The organism is Lacrimispora sp. 210928-DFI.3.58 (genome assembly GCF_020554865.1).
Lineage (GTDB): Bacteria > Bacillota > Clostridia > Lachnospirales > Lachnospiraceae > Enterocloster.
Window position 1 is genome coordinate 109,559 of the sequence record NZ_JAJCIC010000010.1, and the last position, 18,922, is coordinate 128,480.

An 18,922-nucleotide genomic window follows, 5' to 3' on the forward strand; every position below is an offset into this window, starting at 1 on the left:
TTGTGCAGAGGCAAAGGCTGCCGGCGGACCGGAACGGTGACTATGAACTTACCAGTGAGAATATCGAGGCTTTGGGGCTTTTGGAATCTCGCACTCCTTAGGCTTCTCCTACTTTCAGACGGACTGGCTCCGGATCGGGACCTGTATTTTATAAATCAGCTTTCTGGAATTACGCAGCGGAAACTGCGTAAGCACCTCGCAAATATAATCGCCGCATGGCACCATGCCGTGCTTTTTCATTTCCTCATATAGTTTTTGGGCATATTCTAACTCAAGGGAGGTATTGTCAGAAGCCACTGACATGTACATGCTTTGCGGAATCAGACGAATACTGTCCGTATCCGGATACAGATCATCGACAAATATGAAGGCTGAATGAGAGGTATAGGTCCCTTTCATAAAATATTCTTTTTCCATGATAGTCCCAACATTGATAAAATAAGACGGAGGAAGCCGATGCTCATGCAGATAGTTCTGCATATGGCGGAGCATATGCTCATATCCTTTATCGCCTTGTGCAAAAAAGTCAAATTCCGTCTGCTGCACATCGATTTTCCTCTCCGGGACATATTCAAAAAATACCTGTCCGAATGGAGGCAATGCATTGAGAACCTGCAAATTTTTCTGAATACGGATCAGATTGTTTCGGCTGACAGACAGATTGTAAAGCTCCTCTGTCAAAGCTCCTGTCTGTTCTTCCAATACCTGCAGAAGCATTTCCTCGGAAGAAAGCTCAAAAATCTCTTTGATCTTTTCCAGCGACAGGCGGCAGCTTTTCAGTGCCCGGATCAGATCCAGCTTCGCACACTGCTCCAAAGTGTAATATCGGTAGCCGGTATCGGGATCCAGATATTGAGGCTCCAAAAGTTTATTCTTAGCATAAAGTCTAAGCGTCTGAGTACTGACATGATTCAGCTCCGCCATTTCCCCGATTTTCAAAAAAGTTTCCTGCATACATCATTTCCTCCTTTGCTATTATATATCATATAATGGATCCTCTGAATTTACAACCAGAAAACCTGTCATTGGCAGGTTCTCTGGTTGACTTTATACTTACTATAAGGTGTAAAATAAAGGCATAAATAATCAAGGAGGATTCTGTATGGAAAGAAAAATTACGTTTGCACAATATGGCTGTGGAAAAATGGGAAAATATCTGATCCGTTATGCGATTGATAAAGGTGCAGAGCTTGTTGCAGCCTTTGATATGAATCCGGCCATATTAGGAAAGGATGCGGCTGAAATCGTCGGCGATGGTTATCCGGATACCGGCATCATGATTTCATCTGCAGACCAGGCAGATGAACTGCTGGGGGCTCTCAAGCCGGATGTCTGCATCGTTGCAACCAGAAGCACGGTGGCAGAGCTTGAAGAAATCTTTACAATCTGCGCAAAACACGGTGTTAATGCCATCACTACCTGTGAAGAAGCATTATATCCATGGAATTCCTCCCCGGCGCTCACCCATAAGCTGGACGAACTGGCGAAGCAGGGGAATTGTACCTTAACAGGTGTCGGTTACTGTGATCTGGTATGGGGCACCATGGTTACCAATCTGGCTGGTTCTTCCTTTAAGATCACCAAGATTTTAGGAAGCAGCTGGTACAATGTAGAGGACTATGGCATTGCGCTGGCAGAAGGCCATGGCGCCGGCTTCACTCAGGAGCGCTTTGAAAATGAAATCGCCAGCATCAATCATATGCCTGCCGATGAGCTGAAGGAGCTGGTGGAAAGCGGCAAATATGTTCCGTCCTACATGTGGAATCAGAACGGCTGGCTCTGCAGCAAAATGGGACTGCATATTACATCACAGACCCAGAAGTGCTATCCCACCACCCATACCGAAGACCTTTTCTCCACCACGTTAAATGCGGTTATTAAAGCAGGAGACCCCACCGGTATGCGTGCAGTCGTTACTACTGAGACAGAGGAGGGCATTACCTTTGTGACAGAATGTGTGGGCAAAGTGTTTGCACCGGATGAGTTTGACAGAAATGACTGGACCTTTATGGGAGAACCGGAAACCACGGTTTCTGTAAACCGCCCGGCCACAGTAGAAATGACATGTGCTACCATTGTGAACCGTATTCCGCAGTTAATCGACGCACCTGCCGGTTATGTAACGACAGACAAATATCCTTACAATGAATATTGTGTCCATGATCTGAATACTTACGTGAAAACAAAGTAAGCCTTCATGCGCCCGGCGGGCGGACTTTTGCAGTAAAGGAGCCGCCTGCCCGACAACTAAAATGCCGGACCGTTTTTCCTGTGTCAAATACGACATTGCAGGGAAATAGTCCGGCAAAATATTATCTACGGCTTTACTTTTTATGCGTCATTTGATATACGCATCAAAAAACTATGAAACAGCATTGGGAGAAATCCGGAAGGGACACAAGAGAAGCCGCTGGATCTGGTATATATTCCCTCAGATTGCAGAGCTAGGACTCAGCTCCATTTCCCAATATTATGCGATTGGATCGATGGAGGAGGCAAAAGCATATATGGAGAATGCTTATTTAAGAGGGCATTGCTTTTGCTTGAATCCAGCGATCCGGGACAGATTATGGGATATCCGGATAACTTAAAGCTTAAGTCATCAACAAGTTATTTTGTGCTGTTTACAGGTGCGGCAGATTCGTTCTGTAATGCCGGAGCTCTTCTTCGCTGACTTCAGAAATAATCCCGTCAAGAGCTGCCAGCAGCTTTTCTTTATCCTCCGGAAGCCTGCCTCTGAGCTGAAAAGCATTGGAGGCTCCCATCGCGGCGAAGTATGTTGAAATATTCAGGCTTTCTACCAGAGTTCGCAGCTCCCGGTATTTTTCCAGTTCTCCCTCCTCCTTCCAGCTTCCATTTTGAATTTCCTGATACAGTTCGGAGTCGGGATAAATGGTCAGCATGTTGGGGCCTACCAGAAACGGATGCAGCTGATTGAAAATCTTCGCGGTGGCTTTCGCGCCGGATTCACCGTTCCCTTTTCCGGAAACACTGGTCAGGTAGAAGAAGCCGTACTCGATTCCCGCCAGCTCCAGCCTTTTGCATTGTGTCAGAATGTCCTGGGAAGTATAGCCTTTCCTCATAAAAGCCAATGCCCCATCATCTCCGGTTTCTACTCCGATGGTCAGCCCGTTATATCCGGCCTGCCGAAGTTTGATAAGCTCTTCATCTGTTTTCTTTACCGAATCCGTAATGCGGGCAAAACAGCCGATGGATTCAACGGAAGGCAGGTACTTTCGGATGAGCTCTGCAATTTGAAGCAGCTTTTCTGTTTTCAAGACAAAGGGATTGGCTCCGGTCAGGAAAACACGCCGGAATGGCTCCGGTCTGTCCTTTCCCTGAAGACGGGTCAGCATCCTTGAATAAGGATTTGTGCGCAGCATCTGCGCTTCCAGTAAATCGCTCTCAATGTCTTCCATGGGCGACATCCTGAATTTAAAGGGCAAATCGTTGTACAGCGTGCAGAATTTACACCTGTGATGGGTGCAGCCTGCTGTCACCTCCAGCAGAAGCGATTCTGCCTCATAGGGAGGGCGCCAAATAGTTCCTGTGTAATGCATAATAAACACCTCATATGGATTGATTATGTGCGGGCAACGAGGCAAACCTGCACATGACTGTCTCGTTGAGAATATTATAGCAGGACGCAGCAAAAATAAAAGTACGGTACTTTTTTGAAGTACCTTTATAATTTGCGTGAAACGTGTTATGCTGATGATACAAGGGAGATGAAGCAAATGAGGAAATCAGAATCTGCTGTCAATCGGTGCAAGACAATTTCTACGGTGCAGAAGCTGTTGGGCGGAAAGTATAAGATTGAGCTTCTTTGGTATATTGGCAAATGTGATATTAGACGGTTCGGACAGCTTCGCCGCCAGATCGGGGAGATATCGGAAAGCTCTTTGACGAAACAGCTTCGGGAATTGGAGGCTGATGGATTCATCGTCCGCCATGACTTTTGTGAGGTGCCTCCGCGTGTAGAGTACAGCCTGACAGAGCTTGGCAAAAGCTTTTTGTCCGTCCTTGATTGTATGAAGGCCTGGGGAGATGAGAACCTGCCCTTTTACGGGGCAGATATATAGGTGTACGTTTCAGAAGGTTCCATCAGTTCCAATGTTCGGAAAATGAGCGAAAATCCAAGACAGAAGAGTGGAAATTTTCTATGAATTAATATATAATTCAAGTAATTATCTGAGTTATATAGCCCGTGTTGTAAGAGGGAGAACGCTTATAAAATAATTCAAAACGTAAAAAGTGATAAGAGGTATGAAAAATGCAGTCTGATAATAACCGAAAAATGTGGATGCAGATTCTGTTTGCCTGTATTCTGTTAGCGTTTGTTGTCTTTATATCCGTTATTTTTACAAAGGAAAATAACGAGCGTATTATCCGGCAAAATGAAAATTATGTGGAGGATGTCACGGTTCAGATGGCAGAACGGATTGATGACATTTTGGCAAGCGCGCAGAATAGTATTAATACCATGGCGTATTTGTATGGAAAGTCATTGGAATCGCCAGAGGTAGATGCAAACGCATTGAAGGATATGGCTGAGAATTCAGTTTTTGAGTATGTGGAATTCGTAGACAAAAACGGGATAGATCTTACATTTGAAGGTAAAAAGGCAGATGTTTCAGACCGAGAATATTATATAGAAGGAATGAAAGGGAACTCTGGTGTATTTGTGACCCTTCAATCCAGAATTACGAATGAAACGCTGGTGAGCTTCTATACGCCTTTGCGTTATAAGGATGAAATTATTGGAGTGCTAAATGGAATATATGGGGAAGAAGGAATGCGGAGGCTTCTTTCTACGAAATTTTTTGGTACACAGGCAAAAACCTATCTCTGTACAGGGGATGGAACGGTTATTTCCAGCTTCGGTGATGATAAAGCTCCTAAAAACATGCTTGATGCGTTGCCAGGAACCATAAAGGTATCGGAGGAATCTCTTAAAGACATCCGGCAGGCCTTTGAAAAACATGAGTCCTGCGGTTACAGGTATGATGGCAAACAGGGGACAGGGAATGCGTATCTTACAGGAATTTCCCAGAATGACTGGATGCTCATGCAGACATTTCCGTCTGCGGTTACAAATAATATGATAGAAAAAGCCAATGCTGCTGGAATACAGATGGAAGGCTGTCTGATTTTTGCGTTTAGCATATATATCCTTGGCTTGATTTTTCTAAATTGGAAGCAAAAGAAGCTGCTGGTATCACAAAAGCAGGAAATGTCCCGTATTGTTGATGGAGTGACAAATTTATTTACCCGGTTTGTTGTAGTGGATCTGAAAAATGATACCTATGAATACCTTAAGAACAGGGATAAGGAACATCTGGAAAAGGGAAAGTATTCGGATTTAGCGGCCTATTTCTCGCCCCGGTATATTGTAGAAGACGGTGCGGAGGATATGCCGACTGTCATATCGAAGGATTATATTCAGCTGCATATGGACGAAAATACCCCATATCTGCAATTTGAGTACCGGATTCAGCGGGAGAGCCAGTGTTGGGAACATATATCAATTTTAAGCTTGGAACGGGAAAATGGTGTTCCAACCATTATCCTATATGCGATTCAGGATGTAACGGAATTAAAAAGGGAGGAGCTTAGAAACCGGACGGCTTTAAAAGAAGCATTTCAGGCAGCAGAGGCGGCAAATCATGCCAAGAGTGATTTCCTCTCCAGGATGTCCCACGATATTCGTACGCCAATGAATGCTATTATGGGTATGACTGCCGTAGCGGCTATGAATATTGATGATAAGGAAAGGCTTAAGGATTGTCTTAACAAGATCACCCTCTCCAGCCGTCATCTGCTGGCTTTGATCAATGATGTGCTGGATATGTCCAAAATTGAGAGCGGAAAGGTAACATTGTCCGAAGAAGAATTTGATATGGCAAAAATGGTAGAAAATCTGTTGGCAATTATCCATCCGCAGATTCAGGAAAAGAATCAGCAGCTTAAGGTAAATATTTCTAATATTACCCATGAGGATGTGATTGGAGATCTATTGCATTTACAGCAGGTATTCGTGAATATTATGGGTAACGCTGTGAAATTTACGCCAGAGGGAGGTACGATTTCCTTTAGTATTTGTGAAAAACCATCCTGCATAGAGGGTAGTGGATGCTATGAATTTATTTTTGAAGATACCGGTATTGGTATGAAGGAGGAGTTTGTAGAAACAATTTTTGAGCCCTTTGCCCGTGAGAATAGGACCAGAAGCCAGAATATTGAGGGAACAGGGCTTGGTATGTCTATTGCAAATAACATTGTCAGGATGATGAACGGGAGTATTCAGGTCGAGAGTACCCTTGGCGTGGGTTCTAAATTCACTGTGCGGCTATATCTGAAATTACAGAATGTGAAAACGGAAGTGGTAAAATGCCTGAAGGATTTAAAGGTGCTGGTGGCAGATGATGAACCGGATGCCTGTGAAAGTGCCTGTGAGATCTTAAGGGGTATCGGCATGTCCTCAGATGGCGTATTAAGTGGAGATGAGGCGATCCGGAAATTATCAGAAGCACATGAAAATGCAGAGGATTATGCTGTAGTGATTCTGGATTGGAAGATGCCTGGAAAATGCGGCGTGGAAACGGCAAGAGAAATACGCAGGCAGCTGGGCCACGATGTTCCGATTATTATTCTTTCCGCCTATGATTGGTCCTCGATTGAACAGGAAGCAAGAGAAGCAGGTGTCAATGCCTTTATCGCAAAACCATTATTTAAGTCACGCCTGATTTATGTACTGAAATTCCTGATTGAGAAGCGGGAGGAAGAAGAAAAGTCGGATATTGATGAGCTGGGAGAAAAGGATTACAGTGGTAAAAGAGTTCTCTTGGTAGAAGATGGTGACCTGAATTTGGAAATTGCTGAGACGTTGCTGGAGTTTATCGGCATTGCAGTAGAAACAGCGAGGGACGGACAGCAGGCAGTGGATATTCTGTTAGAAAAACCAGAAAATTACTTCGATTTGGTTCTTATGGATATTCAGATGCCTAACAAGAATGGCTATGAGGCGACAAAAGAAATCAGGGCCTCCGCCAGAGAGGATTTAAAAGTAATACCGATTGTTGCTATGAGTGCGGATGCATTTTCGGATGATATTCAAAGAGCCTTATCCGTGGGAATGAATGATCATGTTGCAAAACCGATTGAGCTTCCCAAATTATCAGCAGCCATAGAAAAGTGGATAAAATAAGCCCGGGTATCATATTTCATATAGACGATTTCAATGGCTTTCCACCTCCGCCTGAAAACAAGGATTTTATATTTCAAATATAATTTAGGAGGATTTATAAGAATGGAGAAGGTTGGTGGAGCCAGTGGCAAAAAGAGTCACGGAGCTTATAAAAGAGGGCGCTGCATGATCATCAGAACAGAGAGAGATTGAGCGGTGCCCTCTTTTTGTATGCCAGCAAATTTTATTTTTTCATCAGTTCAATGCCGGCATTCCAAGCAGTTGCAACTTTTTCTCCGGTGGAGTAGTAACCATTTTGGAATTGATCAAACATTAGCGCCCGAAGTTTTTTCGGATCGATCTTACCATTTTCAGAAAGCACGGCTTCTTCTGCCTTGACATTTATAATCTTTCCGACGATTCCAGACACATGCTCTGTTTCCAAAAATTCCAGTAATTCGCATTCCATAACGACAGGGAATTCCTCAATGATCGGAGCATTTACTTTGTCGCTCTTTACAGCATGGTAACCGGTACGTTCAAACTTATCATTTATTTTGTTTCCGGAAGCGATACCAAAGAAATCTGCGACATCTGTATGTGCTTCATCAGCCAAAGCTACGGTAAAAGCTTTACTTTCCTGAATATTTAGCCAAGTCTTCTTACCTTTGCCGATAAACAGAATGATTTTATCCATATCGCAGATCTGTCCCCAAGCTGCATTCATTACATTTACTTTTTCGTTTGCGTCATATGCTGCTACCATCAGAACGGGCATTGGATAGACAGCTGGAACGACACCCATATTTTTTTTCATATTGTACCTCCGTATAATGATTTGATTGCATTTTTTAATGAATCTATTTATAATTATATTGATATTAAGAAAAAATAACAAGTACCATCTTTTGAGTTAGGTACTTACTTTGGAGAAAGTATATGATAAAGAATTATATTGAAAATGCGAATTTTGAAGATACAGGCTTCCGATATACGCTGTCTCTGATTTCGGGCAAATATAAAATGGTTATTCTTTATTGCCTAATGGAATATCAGCCGGTACGTTTTAATGAACTGCAACGATATCTGAAGAAAATTTCGGATAAGACGCTGAGTCAAAATTTAAAGGAATTGGAAAATGATGATTTGATTCACAGAGAGGTGTACCCGCAGATTCCACCGAGGGTTGAGTATTCTTTAACAGAGAGAGGTGCATCACTTATGAAGGTTTTGGATCAATTATGCGTATGGGGTGAAGAGAACCGGAGATGAGATAGACGTGAAATTGTTTCATAAAAGCGAAAAGACAGGAAAACTGCAGCTATTTGGTCTTATCTGACTATCTTCAGTTTAAACCGGAAACGATATTATAGCAATGATAAAGAAAATAGAGTGGCAAATCGGAATATAAATTTGAGAGAAAGGACTGGATATGACAACATCAAATATAAAGGCTATTATCCAATGTGATATTCATAAGATCTGGGAAACCATATTAGCGGTTGAGTGTTACCATACATGGCGAAGTGATGTGAGCAAAACAGAAGTGATAGATGAAAAACACTTTATAGAATATACCAAAGATGGCTATCCAACTACGTTTACGGTTACTGTGGTTGAACCGCACAGACGCTGGGAGCTTGATATGGAAAACAGCCATATAAAAGGACACTGCACTGGCGTATTTGCGTCGAAAGGCAGTGAAACAGAAATCGAATTTACCGCATATGTAACAGCAAAAAAGCTTTTTATGAGACCCATTGGTAAAAGCGTATTTGAAAAAGTGTATTTGAAAAAGGAGCTGGAACAATTTGTGATAGATTTAAAGAAAGCACTCGGTTGATAAATTCCAGTTTATCAGAAGGACAGCAAAAACCAGTTGGAACAGTCAATAGATCCTCACCTGTGAGTCAGGCGGTCAGATGAAGAACTTTGTTGATACAGACGCTTGGCCTGTTGTGGACATCACTGAAAGATTAGCAAACTGTGGAGGATTTTATGAAAGAGTGCAACGAGACAGGAGTTAAGTCGGATTTGTAAGGCAGGAAAATATGATATCGATATACATGGAGAAAAAAATATGGCAGGATTCATTACATACTGGCCGAAGGAGCAGATCAGGGAATTAAAAAAGAATAAGGATAACGGGCCGATCCAGGTTGTATTTGGCAGCATCCACACAAAGATGCCTTCCATAAAGTGCGTAAAAGAGGGAGATGTCATTTATCCGGTTACAGTAAGTGACGGAACGTTGTGTGTGGTGGCAAGGCTTCCGGTTGAGAAGATTGAGCCGGCATATGAGTACCTGGTTCGAGAATTAGGGAACCCTTGCGGGGCTCTTATACCGGAAGATAAAGACTGGAACTGGAGAGAGTATTATGGCAAGGTGCCTGTAAAGCCGCACAGCTGCCATCAGAGCCCCTTTAACTGCTGTTCCGAAACTGCAGCTGTCAGCACACATGGCTCGTCCATCGAACTGCGCCCAATCCCGAAGGAGAAACTGCCGCAGTTGATGTTTGGGCCGACAAAGGCAAAACAGAAGCCGATGCTGTTGGACAAGAACGGCAGTCCGAAAGTAATTTCTATCAGTTCCAATGTCCGGAAGATGAGTGAGGAAACGCAGGAGCTATTTGATTCATTGTTCTTGTTACATAGGAAACTCCTTTAGAGCTTCCTGTGTATGCTCCGCAGCAGATTTGGGAAAAGAAAACAAAAAAACCGCAAGATATATGAAACAAAAACATTTTCCCTCTGATACAATTCAATTCAAAATACCATCCAAGGTATGGCAGAACGAAGAGGAGGGAGGAAAATACAGTGCCGGGGAACATTAAAAATGTGACAGTCGCGATTGATTATATAGAGGATCATTTATCCGGTAAATTAGAACTAGGGACTGTTGCAGATGCCATGCACTATTCAAAATTCCATCTGCACCGCATGTTTACAGAAACAGTCGGCTTGACAATACACGAATATGTCCAGCGCCGCCAATTGACAGAAGCCGCAAAGCTGTTGGCTTTTTCGGATGAACCGATCCTTGATATTGCGCTGCTTGCCGGTTATGAAAGCCAGCAGGCTTTTACTGCTGTTTTCAAGACCATGTATAAAAAGACGCCGAAGCAATACCGGGAAGATGGAGAATTTTATCCATTGCAGTTAAGGTGTATTTTGAAAGAAAATCCGGCAAAATTGGAAAAATTTTCCTCCTGGCAGGAAGGGATTGATTTTGCTGCTTATGAAGACATTCCTCAGTGGATGGATCTGGTTCATCTCGTGATTGGCGGATTTCCGAATCTGAACGAAAAGGACTATCTGAGCCGGCTGGAAGAATATATCCGGTACAAAAGGGCGTTGATCCTAAAAGATCAGGATACTGCAATCGGAATCATGGCCTTTCACGAAGAAACAGGGAGCATTGATTTTTTAGGGATTCACCCTCAATATCGGAAATTTGGAATCACAAGTGCCTTTTTGATGAAAGCATGGAGCAGGCTTTTAGATCCCCATATGGATATTACAGTCACAACCTTTCGGGAAGGCGATAAGGCTGATACTGGCTACCGCAGCACCATTCAAAAGCTTGGATTTGCCGAAGCAGAATTATTGACGGAATTTGGCTATCCGACACAACGGTTTATTTTGCAGAAGGAGCGTTTGGGGGGAGCATAGAATGGCAGGAGCACAAAGGGCAGAAAATCCGCTCTCACAAAATTTTGACATGAGATCATTATTGCAGTTTGCCTTTCCAACGATCATAATGATGATTTTCATGGGACTTTACACCATTGCAGATACGATCTTTGTATCACGCTTTGTAAATACAAATGCGTTATCAGCACTGAATATTGTGTGTCCGGTAATTAACCTCATTGTAGGGCTTGGAACTATGCTTGCAACGGGCGGGAACGCAATCGTAGCCAGAAAAATGGGAGCCGGTGAAGAAGAACGGGCCAGAAAAGATTTTACGCTGATTGTTCTGGCCGGAGCGATATTAGGAATCATGATTTCCGGGCTGGGTGTTGTTTTCATAGACAATATAGTAAATGGACTGGGAGCAAATGAGATATTATTTCCATATTGCAGAGAATATCTTTTGACGCTTCTGTTGTTTACGCCCGCAAATATCTTGCAGGTGCTATTTCAGAATTTGATCGTGACAGCCGGGCATCCCGGCCTTGGAATGGTCTTGTCTGTAAGCGCCGGAGCGGTCAACATTATGTTGGATTATGTTTTCATGGTATTATTTGATATGGGAATAAAGGGGGCCGCACTGGGAACGGGGATCGGATATTTATTGCCGGCTATGATCGGAATTGGATTTTTCTCTAAATCAAAGGGCAGTCTGTATTTTGAAAAACCTGTGGCAGATCGTTCTGTTTTGGCGGAAAGCTGTACAAATGGCTGTTCAGAAATGGTAAGCCAGGGGGCTTGCGCTGTGACGACATTTCTTTTTAACATGGTAATGATGAAGCTTCTTGGAGAGCATGGAGTTGCCGCCATTACGATTATGATATACACTCAATTCTTACTCACAACACTCTATATTGGATTTTCTATGGGTGTGGCTCCAATTATCAGCTATCACTATGGGGGTGGTGACAATCTCCGGCTAAAAAAGATATTCCGTATTTGCCTGCGCTTTATTAGTGTTGTTTCGGTTGTGATATTCCTTTTGTCACTGGTGTTTGCCTCACCTTTGGTTGCTGTTTTTTCGCCAAAAGGCACACAGGTTTATGAAATTGCCCGGAAGGGATTTTGTATTGTTCCATTTAGCTTTTTGATTTGCGGATTCAATATTTTTACATCAGCTGCCTTTACGGCGTTATCGAATGGAAAATTGTCAGCCATTTTATCTTTTCTGCGGACCTTCGGACTAATTACGATATTTTTACTGATACTCCCTGTCTGGATGGGGGTAACAGGAGTTTGGCTTGCAGTCCCGGCGGCGGAATTTATGACATTTATCGCTGCATTGATATTGATTCGGAAAAATAAAGACAGGTATCAATATCTATGAGAAGCGGGAAAAGAATTGTGTTAGGAAATTTAGGAGGTAACATATGGATCTGACATTAAAATTGAACGCACGGTTTCAGCCAAAACACAGGTTTGAGCTGGAAGATGCCCTGCAGGAGATATTGGAGAAAAAACATTTGGGCGAGGTGACCGGGGGCGGTACAGCGCAAAAACCCGATGGAGAAATTGCTTATTGTGATATTGAAATTCACCTGATTCATAATGATCTGGATGGTGTAAAGTGGCTGGCTGACCTGCTTAACAGAATTGGTATTCCCAAAGGCTCCCGTTTGCAGGGCATAGAGCCAGAGCTTACAGTGGGAACCTTAGAGGGGTTAGCATATTATTCAAATGGTGTCGATCTGCCTGCGGAAATTTATCAGACGTGTGATATCAATTATGTGATTGAGCAGATGGAGCGAGCCATGGAGGGAATCGGTCGGATGTATAGCTATTGGGAGGGGAATACCTGGACTGCCCTGTATTTTTACGGAACCTCTTTTGCTGAAATGGAGAAGAAAATAAAGCCCTTTGTTGAGGAGTATCCTTTATGCAGGAAATGTCGTATAGAGCAGATTGCGTAATCCCGCATTTATAGGATAGTCCATCAGAGCGGCTTATTGAAATTGACGGAGGAGCAGGAATGTATTTTGGAAGAAGAAGACAGGTATACCGGCTAAAAGTGATTGAAAAAGAGCTGGAAAAGGTGATCTGTCCGCTTTGCCTGCCGAATATTGTTGACAAGGCATGATAGAGGATCTGAATATCACGGTGGAACAGCTAAATGCAAGCGATCTGACGGTCCATGTGCCCGGAGGCATGATGCAGCAGCTTCTTTCATACGGCGAATGAATAAGTGAAAAAGATAAGGAGAGAATCATATGGACATGAATAAAACAAGTAAATTTATCAGCCTGATCCTGCGCCATAAGCCAGAGGTGATCGGAATCACACTGGATGAGCATGGCTGGGCAGATGTGGAAAAATTGGTAGCAGGAATCCAGAGAACGCAAGCCTTTGACATGGAAATGCTGGAAGAAATTGTCCGGACGGATCACAAGCAGCGCTATTCCTTTAATGAGGATAAGACGCTGATCCGGGCCAATCAGGGGCATTCCGTTCCAGTGGATGTGGAACTGTCGGTTATAAAGCCGCCGGAAGTTCTGTATCATGGAACCGGACAAAAGTATGTGGATTCCATTGACAAGATCGGATTGATTCCCAAGAGTCGCTTGTATGTGCATCTTTCCGGTGATATAGATACGGCTGTCAAGGTAGGCAGCCGCCATGGAAAGCCCGTAGTGTACCGGGTGGCAAGCGGACGGATGGAGGAAGATGGATATGTATTTTACCGTTCTGTAAACGGTGTATGGCTGACAAAGGAGGTTCCGGTAAGCTATCTGGAAAAATCATAGAACTGTAAGTAAAAGTTAAAGAAGGGGATTTAGAAATCCGATATAATAAAAGAAAATGAGAAGACAGCGGGGGTATAAATGCGCAAAATAAGAAAAATTGCAGGATGGCTTATAATGATGACTATGGCAGCGGCAATTCTCTATATGGGAATTGGAATCCGGAATATTCTGTCTGCTGGTCCGGTTACCAGTTTTCCATGGTATGCAGCCTGTTACTTTACAGTTTATTATTTTGGGCCGGTGATATTAGTGGAGCTGGTAATATTTGCGCTGCTCAGTTATTATTCTGGAAAAAGAGAAACAGATTTATGAAAAAGTGGATGAAGAGAGGTCACTGCTTTTATGCTATGAAGGCGATGGACAGACTGAGGAGGATGTCATTTTTGTTGAGAACAGTCAGGCCTTTGAGGGTACAATAAAGGAAATAAATAGTACAAGTGCAGTGGTGGAGGTGGATGAGGGATTTCCGATCCGCAGTTCCGGAGACAGAGTAAGCGTAACATTAGATGAAGCTGCAGCTTTGGCCCAGGTAGGAGACCGGGTAAGAGTTACATACAGCGGAGCCGTTATGGAAAGCTATCCGCTGCAGCTGGGAAACCAGAAGAGCATATTGACGTGTATATGCCTTTTGGAGATTCAGAGGAATGGGTACGGTTTGAAACGGCTGGAACAGATGGAAGTCACGATGGTTCTTGCTAAAATCGCCATTTTATGGTATGATTTTTAGGAAAATAAAACCAATGAAATGCCCAGGGCAAAGCCGGGGAAATCCGGTGACGCAAAGCTACAGGGACTTCCCTCTTTTGAGAAATGTCAGCCAGTTACCGCAGTATAAGCGCGCTTATACTGCGTTTTTTATTACGTAGGAAACCGTTCTGGAGCTTTCCATGTAATAAAAATCCCTCCGGGCAGAGCCGCACTGCGGCAGTCTGAAAACGCTGCTATGCAGCGCATCTGCATTTGGTGTTAGGAAGTGATGATTATCTGTAGCTATAAAACCCATAAACAAAAAATATTGATCGTAGATGACTCCGAAATGAACCGCTCTATTTTATCTGACATGCTGTATGCGGAATATGAGATTATCGAGGCGGAGGACGGTTTCCAGGCAGTGATGCTTCTTGAAAAGTGGGGAACGGAGCTGTCCCTGATGCTGTTGGACATCGTAATGCCACGGATGGACGGTTTTGAAGTGCTTCAATTGATGAACCGGAACCACTGGATCAAGGACATTCCGGTGATCATGATCTCTGCGGAGAGCGGTCCTACGCAGGTGGAGCTGGCTTATGAGCTGGGAGTCACGGATTTTATCAGCCGCCCCTTTAATGCGCTGATCGTTCATCACCGGGTAGTGAACACGATCCTGCTGTATACAAAGCAGAAAAAGCTGATTGAAATGGTGGCTGACCAGATCTATGAGAAGGAACGGCGGAGCAGCCTGATGATCGATATCCTCAGCCATATCGTAGAATTTAGGAATGGAGAAAGCGGCCTGCATGTGCTCCATGTGCGCACCCTGACAGAGCTGCTGCTAAAGCATCTGCGGCAGAAGACAGACCGTTACTCCATTTCCATGACCGATATTTCCCTGATCAGTGCGGCGTCCGCCCTGCACGATATTGGAAAAATTGCAATCGACGAGAAGATCCTAAATAAACCGGGCAGACTGACAAAAGAGGAATTCGATATCATGAAGACCCATCCTTTGGAGGGGGCGAAGATGCTGGAAAATCTGTCCATCCACCAGGAGGAGCCGATGATCCGGTTTGCCTATGAGATCTGCCGTTGGCATCATGAGAGATATGATGGGAAGGGATATCCGGATGGCCTTTCTGGTGATGATATTCCGATTTCCGCCCAGATCGTGGCCATGGCGGATGTCTATGACGCATTGACCAGTGAGCGTGTCTACAAGAAAGCTTTCTCCCATGAAACTGCCGTGCGGATGATTTTGGATGGACAGTGCGGGGCCTTCTCTCCGCTTTTGCAGGAGTGTCTGGAGGAGATGGCCGACCAGCTGGAGGAAGAACTGAGAACTGCCGTATTGATCCAGGAGGATCAGTCTAAAGGGGGAAAAACGACACAGGAAATGTTCTACTATGAGACAAAGGAGGGGATCGAGTATGACATTGCAAGAGTGCTACATGGCTCTGGGGGGAGACTATGAAGATGTGTCGGCCCGGCTGCGCAGCGACCGTCTGGTGCAGAAATTTATCCTGAAGTTTTTGGAGGATGGAAGCTTTGATCTGTTGTGCCGATCACTGGAGGAGAAGAATTACAAAGAGGCCTTCCGGGCCGCACACACCATCAAAGGCATATGCCAGAATTTAAGCTTTACGGTATTGCTCGCATCCAGCAGCAGTCTGACCGAGGCGCTGCGTTTTGGCCGGACATTAGAGGCGGAATCTCTCGCAGCGCAGGTAAGACAGGATTACCAGAAGGCGTTGGAAGCGATCCTCAGATTCCGGAAAGAGCTGGGATGACAAAAAGGGCGTCCGCAGGAAGAAAAGGGCAGAATGCAGGGAGATGATCAAATGGTTCAGAGCATAAAATATAAAAATGCGCGGTTTCTGGTGTTCAGCGCAGCCTTTGTAGCAATTATATGCGCCGGTATCTTTACATTTTTAGCGGTTTATATGAGCCACAGAAGCGTGGAGACGATCAACGAGGTCGCCAGGATCTATATGTCCAGCATGAGTGAACAGATCACGCTTCACTTTAAAACAACGATCGAACTGCGCTTGGACCAGGTGAAGGCCCTTGTGGAAGCCATTCCGGCCGTAGATGGCCAGGGAGCACAGGCAGTGCGGGAGACCCTGTCAAGAAGTGCAAAGGCCCGCGGATTTGAGTATCTGGGACTGTATGGCAGTGACGGGGATGTGGATATGATCTATGGGGAGGAGATAAAATCCTTTAATCCGGAGCCATTTTTGGATTCCCTGAGATCCGGGGAGGAAAAGGTGTCAGGAGGGTCTGATCAGAGTGGAGACCGGATCATCCTCATGGGTATTCCTGCGTCTTACCGAATGGAGGATGGCAGGGAGAGCGTAGCTTTAGTGGCGGCGTTTCCGGCAAATTATATGAGAGATGCTCTTTCACTGAATGAAAATGACAACATGGCCTACTCCTTTGTGATCCGCCAGGATGGAAGCTTTGTGATCCGCAGCTCCGACGCCTACCGGGAGAGCTATTTTGAACGGGTGCGTTCTGTTTATGAAAGCGTTGGAGGAAAGGAGCCGGAGCAGTACATTGAGGAACTGCAGGCGTCCATGGCAGCTGGGAAAGACTATTCCAGCGAACTTGTGATTGATGGGACCCAGAGGTACATGTACTGCAGCAGCCTGCCATACACTGAGTGGTATCTGATCACCTTTATTTCCTATGGAATGCTGGATAGTATCATCCACAGCTTCAGCAGCCAGTGGGTTTCCCTGTCCCTTGGAAGCTGTTTTTTTATCCTGGCCGTCCTGCTGCTGTTTTTTATCCTATACTTCCGAAGGATGCAGGAGCAGGTCCGGGAGTTGGAGCGGGCCAGACATGAGGCAGAGCAGGCCAGCCGGTCCAAGAGTGAATTCCTCTCCAATATGAGTCACGATATCCGGACGCCTATGAATGCCATTGTAGGCATGACTGCCATTGCTGCAGCGAATATCAGTAATACGCAGCAAGTGCAGGATTGCCTGAAGAAGATCACGTTGTCCAGCAAGCATCTGCTGGGCCTGATCAATGATGTTCTGGATATGTCCAAGATCGAAAGCGGGAAGATGACCCTGAATATGGATCAGATCTCCCTGAGGGAAGTGATCGACAGCATTGTCTGCATTGTACAGCCTCAGATCAAGGCAAAACAGCAGAAATTTGATGTATTTATCCACGACATTACCACGGAAGATGTATGCTGCGACAGTGTGCGTCTCAATCAGATCCTTTTGAACCTGCTGTCTAATGCCATCAAATTCACACCGGAGGGCGGTTCCATCCAGATGGCCCTTTACGAGGAGGCCTCTCCAAAGGGAGAAGACTATATCCGGATCCATCTGCAGGTGAAGGACACAGGAATCGGAATGTCCCAGGAATTTCAGAAGAGGATATTTGAATCCTTTTCCCGTGAGGATAAGGCCCGCGTGCAGAAGACAGAGGGCACTGGGCTGGGAATGGCAATTACAAAGTATATTGTGGACGCCATGGGCGGTTCTATACGGATGAAAAGCGAGCAGGGAATGGGAACAGAGTTCACGATCATCCTGGACATGGAAAGGGGCGGCACAAGGGAAGTGGATATGATCCTTCCTGATTGGAGCATGCTGGTTGTGGATGATGACCGACAGCTATGTGAAAGCGCCGTGTCATCCTTAGAATCCATTGGCGTTAAGGCAGAGTGGGCATTGAGTGGAGAAACAGCCATCGATATGGTGAATGACCGGCACAGAAAACAGCAGGATTACCATGTGATCCTTCTGGACTGGAAGCTGCCAGGGATAGATGGAATCGAGACAGCCAGGCGGATCCGCCGTCAGCTGGGTGAGGATATCCCGATCCTGCTGATCTCAGCCTATGACTGGAGCGAGATCGAGGAGGATGCCAGGGCTGCCGGTGTGAATGGCTTTCTCTCGAAACCCCTGTTTAAATCCACTTTGTTCTACGGCTTGAAGCCCTACATGGAGGATTCTGACGTTCAGCCTTTAAAGGAAGCTGGGAAACTGGATTTTTCTGGCAGGCGTGTGCTGTTAGCTGAGGATAATGAACTGAACTGGGAGGTAGCGGAGGCCCTCCTTGGGGAGCTGGGGCTTGAACTGGATTGGGCTGAAAACGGCAGGATATGTGTGGAGAAATTTAAACAGTCCCCGGTAGGTTTCTATGATATGATCCTCATGGATATCAGGATGCCGGAGATGACAGGATATGAGGCTTCTGATGCGATCCGGGCTATGGAGCGTGCTGATTCGTCGATCCCTATTATTGCCATGACAGCGGATGCCTTCTCTGAGGACATCCAGGAGAGCGTAGGGCACGGCATGGATGCCCATTTGGCGAAGCCTATTGACATGAAAGAGGTATCCCGCCTGCTGGAAAAATATCTGGGCAGATAGCAGATGATGCACACTGAAGTATCGGTGAGTGATTTGTGACAACAGTATAGGTAGAAGGTCGGTCCTGACCGGCAGAGAGATGGCCAAAAGGCTATCATCGGTTGGAATCGACTCTTCGGAGAAGCTGGTGGAGTCAGGTGCAAAACAGGCATTTATCAATCGAGTAGGAGGCGGTGATTAACCGCCGTCCTCTCATACCACCGTGCGTACCG

General features: G+C 45.0%; 19 protein-coding genes and 1 riboswitch. Of the genes, 16 read left to right on the forward strand and 3 right to left on the reverse strand.

Annotation, left to right across the window (positions count from 1 at the left end):
* Positions 1-114: 114 nt before the first annotated feature.
* A complete protein-coding gene (locus tag LIZ87_RS08625; protein ID WP_227146439.1) occupies positions 115-954 on the reverse strand; it encodes a MerR family transcriptional regulator in 840 nt (279 codons plus the stop codon).
* 148 nt (positions 955-1,102) lie between these two features.
* Here LIZ87_RS08625 and LIZ87_RS08630 point away from each other — a divergent pair, with 148 nt between their 5' ends.
* Both LIZ87_RS08630 and LIZ87_RS23070 read left to right on the forward strand, forming a co-directional pair.
* Positions 1,103-2,191, forward strand: coding sequence for an NAD(P)H-dependent amine dehydrogenase family protein (locus tag LIZ87_RS08630; RefSeq protein WP_178313680.1), 1,089 nt, complete (start codon positions 1,103-1,105; stop codon positions 2,189-2,191).
* Between the two features lie 142 nt (positions 2,192-2,333).
* Positions 2,334-2,591, forward strand: coding sequence for a DUF1810 family protein (locus LIZ87_RS23070; protein WP_178313682.1), 258 nt, complete (start codon positions 2,334-2,336; stop codon positions 2,589-2,591).
* A 33-nt stretch (positions 2,592-2,624) separates the two neighbouring features.
* Here LIZ87_RS23070 and LIZ87_RS08640 read toward each other — a convergent pair whose 3' ends face one another.
* The gene (locus LIZ87_RS08640) at positions 2,625-3,560 is read right to left on the reverse strand and encodes a radical SAM protein (protein ID WP_178313684.1); all 936 of its coding nucleotides are present in this window, start codon (positions 3,558-3,560) and stop codon (positions 2,625-2,627) included.
* Positions 3,561-3,737: 177 nt separating this feature from the next.
* Here LIZ87_RS08640 and LIZ87_RS08645 point away from each other — a divergent pair, with 177 nt between their 5' ends.
* Together LIZ87_RS08645 and LIZ87_RS08650 are read left to right on the forward strand one after the other, a co-directional pair.
* A complete protein-coding gene (locus tag LIZ87_RS08645) occupies positions 3,738-4,082 on the forward strand; it encodes a winged helix-turn-helix transcriptional regulator (protein ID WP_178313686.1) in 345 nt (114 codons plus the stop codon).
* Between the two features lie 191 nt (positions 4,083-4,273).
* The gene (locus tag LIZ87_RS08650) at positions 4,274-7,207 is read left to right on the forward strand and encodes a hybrid sensor histidine kinase/response regulator (protein ID WP_178313688.1); all 2,934 of its coding nucleotides are present in this window, start codon (positions 4,274-4,276) and stop codon (positions 7,205-7,207) included.
* 223 nt (positions 7,208-7,430) lie between these two features.
* On the opposite strand, the gene LIZ87_RS08655 is transcribed toward LIZ87_RS08650, so the two are convergent.
* Complete coding sequence (locus LIZ87_RS08655; protein WP_178313690.1) at positions 7,431-8,003, reverse strand: flavin reductase family protein; 573 nt, start codon at positions 8,001-8,003, stop codon at positions 7,431-7,433.
* A gap of 122 nt (positions 8,004-8,125) precedes the next feature.
* Here LIZ87_RS08655 and LIZ87_RS08660 point away from each other — a divergent pair, with 122 nt between their 5' ends.
* From LIZ87_RS08660 to LIZ87_RS08715, 12 genes are all read left to right on the forward strand, one after another.
* Positions 8,126-8,458 (forward strand): winged helix-turn-helix transcriptional regulator, encoded by a 333-nt coding sequence (locus tag LIZ87_RS08660; RefSeq protein WP_178313692.1) that lies wholly within the window; start codon positions 8,126-8,128, stop codon positions 8,456-8,458.
* Positions 8,459-8,618: 160 nt separating this feature from the next.
* Complete coding sequence (locus tag LIZ87_RS08665) at positions 8,619-9,029, forward strand: SRPBCC family protein (RefSeq protein WP_178313694.1); 411 nt, start codon at positions 8,619-8,621, stop codon at positions 9,027-9,029.
* Between the two features lie 237 nt (positions 9,030-9,266).
* Positions 9,267-9,854: a hypothetical protein gene (locus LIZ87_RS08670; protein WP_178313696.1), complete on the forward strand. Its 588-nt coding sequence runs from the start codon at positions 9,267-9,269 to the stop codon at positions 9,852-9,854.
* Between the two features lie 149 nt (positions 9,855-10,003).
* Positions 10,004-10,858, forward strand: a complete 855-nt coding sequence (locus tag LIZ87_RS08675; protein ID WP_227146441.1) for a helix-turn-helix transcriptional regulator — start codon at positions 10,004-10,006, stop codon at positions 10,856-10,858.
* Position 10,859: 1 nt separating this feature from the next.
* Positions 10,860-12,206, forward strand: a complete 1,347-nt coding sequence (locus LIZ87_RS08680) for an MATE family efflux transporter (RefSeq protein ID WP_178313700.1) — start codon at positions 10,860-10,862, stop codon at positions 12,204-12,206.
* Positions 12,207-12,249: 43 nt separating this feature from the next.
* Positions 12,250-12,789, forward strand: a complete 540-nt coding sequence (locus LIZ87_RS08685; RefSeq protein WP_178313702.1) for a hypothetical protein — start codon at positions 12,250-12,252, stop codon at positions 12,787-12,789.
* Between the two features lie 297 nt (positions 12,790-13,086).
* Complete coding sequence (locus tag LIZ87_RS08690; RefSeq protein WP_178313704.1) at positions 13,087-13,620, forward strand: RNA 2'-phosphotransferase; 534 nt, start codon at positions 13,087-13,089, stop codon at positions 13,618-13,620.
* Between the two features lie 78 nt (positions 13,621-13,698).
* Positions 13,699-13,932, forward strand: a complete 234-nt coding sequence (locus LIZ87_RS08695) for a hypothetical protein (protein WP_178313706.1) — start codon at positions 13,699-13,701, stop codon at positions 13,930-13,932.
* A gap of 4 nt (positions 13,933-13,936) precedes the next feature.
* Complete coding sequence (locus LIZ87_RS08700) at positions 13,937-14,347, forward strand: hypothetical protein (RefSeq protein ID WP_178313708.1); 411 nt, start codon at positions 13,937-13,939, stop codon at positions 14,345-14,347.
* 16 nt (positions 14,348-14,363) lie between these two features.
* Positions 14,364-14,449, forward strand: a riboswitch (cyclic di-GMP riboswitch).
* Between the two features lie 147 nt (positions 14,450-14,596).
* Positions 14,597-15,787: an HD-GYP domain-containing protein gene (locus tag LIZ87_RS08705; protein ID WP_178313710.1), complete on the forward strand. Its 1,191-nt coding sequence runs from the start codon at positions 14,597-14,599 to the stop codon at positions 15,785-15,787.
* Positions 15,744-16,103 (forward strand): Hpt domain-containing protein, encoded by a 360-nt coding sequence (locus LIZ87_RS08710; RefSeq protein ID WP_178313712.1) that lies wholly within the window; start codon positions 15,744-15,746, stop codon positions 16,101-16,103. Before LIZ87_RS08705 ends, LIZ87_RS08710 begins: the two co-directional genes overlap by 44 nt.
* A gap of 51 nt (positions 16,104-16,154) precedes the next feature.
* Entirely contained in the window at positions 16,155-18,710 is a 2,556-nt protein-coding gene (locus LIZ87_RS08715; RefSeq protein ID WP_227146444.1) for a hybrid sensor histidine kinase/response regulator, read from the forward strand.
* Positions 18,711-18,922 lie beyond the last annotated feature (212 nt).

Bases quoted from the DNA above. Each gene is read 5' to 3' on its own strand.
- LIZ87_RS08625 (WP_227146439.1), bottom strand. From the start codon at position 954: ATGCAGGAAACTTTTTTGAAAATCGGGGAAATGGCGGAGCTGAATCAT.
- LIZ87_RS08630 (WP_178313680.1), top strand. From the start codon at position 1,103: ATGGAAAGAAAAATTACGTTTGCACAATATGGCTGTGGAAAAATGGGA.
- LIZ87_RS23070 (WP_178313682.1), top strand. From the start codon at position 2,334: ATGCGTCATTTGATATACGCATCAAAAAACTATGAAACAGCATTGGGA.
- LIZ87_RS08640 (WP_178313684.1), bottom strand. From the start codon at position 3,560: ATGCATTACACAGGAACTATTTGGCGCCCTCCCTATGAGGCAGAATCG.
- LIZ87_RS08645 (WP_178313686.1), top strand. From the start codon at position 3,738: ATGAGGAAATCAGAATCTGCTGTCAATCGGTGCAAGACAATTTCTACG.
- LIZ87_RS08650 (WP_178313688.1), top strand. From the start codon at position 4,274: ATGCAGTCTGATAATAACCGAAAAATGTGGATGCAGATTCTGTTTGCC.
- LIZ87_RS08655 (WP_178313690.1), bottom strand. From the start codon at position 8,003: ATGAAAAAAAATATGGGTGTCGTTCCAGCTGTCTATCCAATGCCCGTT.
- LIZ87_RS08660 (WP_178313692.1), top strand. From the start codon at position 8,126: ATGATAAAGAATTATATTGAAAATGCGAATTTTGAAGATACAGGCTTC.
- LIZ87_RS08665 (WP_178313694.1), top strand. From the start codon at position 8,619: ATGACAACATCAAATATAAAGGCTATTATCCAATGTGATATTCATAAG.
- LIZ87_RS08670 (WP_178313696.1), top strand. From the start codon at position 9,267: ATGGCAGGATTCATTACATACTGGCCGAAGGAGCAGATCAGGGAATTA.
- LIZ87_RS08680 (WP_178313700.1), top strand. From the start codon at position 10,860: ATGGCAGGAGCACAAAGGGCAGAAAATCCGCTCTCACAAAATTTTGAC.
- LIZ87_RS08685 (WP_178313702.1), top strand. From the start codon at position 12,250: ATGGATCTGACATTAAAATTGAACGCACGGTTTCAGCCAAAACACAGG.
- LIZ87_RS08690 (WP_178313704.1), top strand. From the start codon at position 13,087: ATGGACATGAATAAAACAAGTAAATTTATCAGCCTGATCCTGCGCCAT.
- LIZ87_RS08695 (WP_178313706.1), top strand. From the start codon at position 13,699: ATGCGCAAAATAAGAAAAATTGCAGGATGGCTTATAATGATGACTATG.
- LIZ87_RS08705 (WP_178313710.1), top strand. From the start codon at position 14,597: ATGATTATCTGTAGCTATAAAACCCATAAACAAAAAATATTGATCGTA.
- LIZ87_RS08710 (WP_178313712.1), top strand. From the start codon at position 15,744: ATGACATTGCAAGAGTGCTACATGGCTCTGGGGGGAGACTATGAAGAT.
- LIZ87_RS08715 (WP_227146444.1), top strand. From the start codon at position 16,155: ATGGTTCAGAGCATAAAATATAAAAATGCGCGGTTTCTGGTGTTCAGC.